The organism is Roseateles sp. P5_E11, assembly GCF_054049355.1.
In genome coordinates this window covers 1-3,943 of sequence record NZ_JBFUMO010000544.1, presented here as the reverse complement: position 1 = coordinate 3,943, position 3,943 = coordinate 1, and the positions used below count along the sequence as shown (strand labels likewise).

Below are 3,943 nucleotides of genomic sequence, written 5' to 3'. Positions count from 1 at the left end.
ACTTCACCCTGGGCGTCAATGCCGAGCTCTTCGCGGCTGCGAAGCCCATCGTCGTGCACCTGGATCTGGGCAAGAGCAATAAAAACAATTGCAACGTCGCTCTGAGCACCTTGGTGTGGGTCCCGAAGGCGGGGATGGTCAGCTACGCCGTGCCTCTGGACAACTTTGCGGTCACTGAGTCGTGCGGCCTGCCGGACATCACCAAGGCTTCGCTGGACGACGATGTGCGCAAGCTGCCGAATCCGTATGACAGCACGGGCGCCCCCGTCAACGAAGYCGCGTTCAAGGCAGCCCTGGACAAGCTTGCGGCCTCGCGTGCCTCGGCTGCGACGCTGCTGAAGTCCTCCACCGTGGTGCGCACGCGCTTCTGGCTGATGGACATCAACTTGGACAACAAGACCGACGGCATCACTGCCTCCGACTTGACCCTCAAGGGCCTCATCTACTTCCAATAACCCAGTTCGCGCGCGGCGTCGCGTGCCGGTGGCCGGTCTCCCGTGTTGATCGGGCAAGTGCCACGGCATCCGATGCCGAGAAGGCGAAGCCGCCCACACGGGCGCGCTGCCGCCGACTCATCGAAGGAATACGGAGACACCATGAAAAAACAATTCCGCACCACGGCCATCCATCGCGGCATGGTCCACATGATGCTGCTGACCGTCGGCAGCGCCGCRCTGGCRCAGTCGGCGGCTGAAAAGCCGGCAAACCTGGAAACCGTYGTCRTCACCGGKCAGCGCGCAGCGCTGCAGTCGGCRCAGAAGATCAAGCARAACGCCGAGGAAATCGTCGACTCGGTCGTCGCSGAAGAGGCCGGCAAGCTGCCGGACAAGTCGATCACSGAAGTGCTGCAGCGCGTCGTSGGCGTCGTCATCGACCGCAACAAGTCGCGCGGCGACCCGGAGCACTTCTCCGTCGARGGCTCGGGCATCAGCGTGCGSGGCCTSAGCTGGGGYTCKTCGSTGCTGAATGGCCGCGAGTCRTTCTCKGCCGGKTGGCCGGGCCGCGAGCTGAGCTGGGGYGACATCCCGCCWGAGCTGATGGCCGGCGTGGACGTCTACAAGAACCCCTCCAGCGARATCATCGAAGGCGGCGTCAGCGGCACRGTGAACCTGCGCACGGCCTTGCCCTTTGACTACAAGGTGACCAAGGCCTACATGTCGGCGGGCAACAACTACGTGCAGCGCTCRGGCAAGAATTCGCCCAGCCTGTCGGGGCTGTACACCACGCAGTGGAATACGGACATCGGCCGTGTGGGCGTGCTGCTGGATGTGTCCTACAACCACACCAGCTTCCAGAACGAGAGCCTCCAACTGGACGCCTACTACCCCCGTACCGACCTGATCGAGGGCAAGGTGGCGTGGGCGCCGAAATCGGCCTCGTTCCGCAACAACACCGGCGACAACGAACGCGCCGGCTTCTACGGCGCGCTGCAGTGGAAGAAGGACGGCATGGACTCGTCGCTGACTTATTTCGTGTCGGGCACACGGGAGACGGGCAGCGAGCAGGGCTTCTACACCGGTATCGAGAACGCGTACAAGTCGAAGATCGACCCCGCGACAGCGAAGTACGACGCCAACAATGTGCTGCTCTCGGGCAAGTACACCTATCCGACCGGGCCCGGGGCGAACGACTTCGAGGCTGGCGGCCTGGGCTTGCAGATCACGCGCGGCTGGAACCAGACCACCTCGAAGACCGGTGAACTGGCGTGGAACTTCAAGTGGGCCGTCAACGACAACTGGCTGCTGCAGAACGACGTCCAGTGGGTTCACGCGAAGAACGATTCGGTCGGCCGCAACCTGCAGTTGGGCACTTTCGCGCCAAGCATGGGCATCGACGTGTCAGGAAAGGGCCCGTTGCGCCTCGAGTTCGACCAGGCCGCCACGGATTTCCTGGCCGATCCGAAACACTATTACTGGAACCTGATCATGCCGAGCGCCAGCAAGGCCGACGGCGACTTGTACGCATGGAAGGCAGACGCGCGATACCGTTTCGAGGACAACCCCATCCTGCGTGACATCCGTGTCGGCGTGAGAGCCACCTACCGCGTGGCGCGCCGCTACGAACCCACGGGCAATGGGTGGAGTTCCATTGCCGAACCCTGGGACGTCAAGCAGAACGTCGTACCCGGTCAATATCCCCCAGACAACGGCCAGGGGGGGCGGCGCCCAAGCTTCGCGTACCTGAAAGATGCGAAGTACCAAACCGTCCCGGTCGAAGTGTTCAACTTCGGCAGCTTCTACGGGGGCAAGGCGGGCTCGCTGCCGAACATCGTCATGCCGACGGTCAGTGCCGTGCGCGACTATCCGAACACATACGGCAAGTTGCTCAACGACTACCGCTACCAGCAATGCCTGGACGCCAAGGCGCAGTACCCAGGCGTGGAATGCGACTTGAAGAAGGACTATCAGAACTTCAAGGAGCTGGTTTACGACAACGACCCGTCCAAAACCAGCACGCACAGCGAACAGACCGATGCCGTCTATGCCACGCTGCGCTTTGGCTTCGACGACTTGAAGTTCCCGATCGAAGGCAATGTCGGCGTGCGCGCCGTGCTGACCCACGACGTCTCGCACGGCTACACAGTTTTCGATCGCAAATACGACTCGAATACGCCGCCGCACCTGCCGCACTTCGACCAGATCAATCAACCGATCGACGTGCAGAACGAGTTCTTCAAGGTGCTGCCGTCGCTCAATCTGAAGATGAACTTCACCGACAGGTTGCAGGCGCGCCTGGCAATGGCCCAGAGCATGAACCGACCTGGCTTCAACCAGCTGGGTGAGTACATCAAGCTGTTCCAGAACTACGACGAGCAGAAAGGGACGCTCACCTACACCGGAGAGAACACCGGCAACGTCAAGCTCAAGCCGATCACGGCCAACAGCTACGACCTGGCGCTGGAGTGGTACCCGCGCGACGGCCAGTCCATCACGGGCACGGTGTTCCATAARGATGTCAAGGACGTCATCATGAACAGCGTCTACAGCCGTGCCTACAACACCAACACCGGCACTCCGCAGCTCTTCGCGATCACCGGGCCGGACAACGTGGGCAAAGCCAAGGTCAGCGGYCTGGARGTTGCGGGCATGACCTACCTGGACAAGCTSSCSTTCCTGGAMGGCGTGCTGCCGGAGTGGGCCAAGGGCATCGGCGTGTCGGTCAACTACACCTACATCGATGCCAAGCAAAGCCTGTACAAGCAGATCTACAACCCCTACTGCGATGCAGGCAGAGCGACGACGAATGGCACGCTGCACCTGTTCGGCTGCGACACGAACGGCCTGCCGTTCACTGATCTGCCGCTGCCCTACATGGCCAAGAACGCGGCCAACTTCGTGCTGATGTATGACCGCGGTCCGCTGTCGGCGCGGCTGGCCTACAACTGGCACAGCCGCATCCTGCAGGCGGCGGATGCCAATGGCACGCGCGGCGACGACGCGACGAGCGCGGACCCGTCGCGCCCAGGTGCCCGGGATGTGGGCTGGGGCCTGCCGGTATGGCAGGAGGCTTTCGGCCAGTGGGACGCCGGCGTCAACTACAGGGTCACCGACGCGCTCGGCGTGTCCCTCAACGTGACGAACCTGAACAACGTCATCGTCCGCCAGACGCAGCAGCAGCACATCGGCGTGATGGGACGTGCGTGGTTCTACCCTGGCCGCAGCTACTCGCTGAGCGCACGTTACGAGTTCTGACGCGGTCCCTGACGCGGCGTCACTGCATGCCGCCCGGACGGGCTGTCCGGGCGGCATGCCCACTCGTGTGGATCGGCGCCGCGCATGGCCAGAGATGGCAATGATTGACGTCGGCGCAGGTCGTTCAAGGCGCCCAAGAACTTCGCAGGGTTTCTATGACGCAGAAAGTTGATCGCATCGTCGTCGTGGGCGGTGGCAGCGCCGGCTGGATGGTGGCCGCGGCGCTGGTCACCGGGCTGAAGGGCCGCGCC

2 protein-coding genes are annotated in these 3,943 nt (G+C 62.9%); both read left to right on the top strand.

Features of this window, described 5'->3' with window-relative positions; translation table 11 throughout:
* On the top strand, nucleotides 1-455 hold a 455-nt coding region (locus ACXJKR_RS26600), incomplete at its 5' end, for a hypothetical protein (RefSeq protein ID WP_457325372.1).
* A gap of 141 nt (nucleotides 456-596) precedes the next feature.
* Nucleotides 597-3,692: a TonB-dependent receptor gene (locus ACXJKR_RS26595; RefSeq protein WP_457325371.1), complete on the top strand. Its 3,096-nt coding sequence runs from the start codon at nucleotides 597-599 to the stop codon at nucleotides 3,690-3,692.
* The last annotated feature ends 251 nt before the right edge of the window (nucleotides 3,693-3,943 follow it).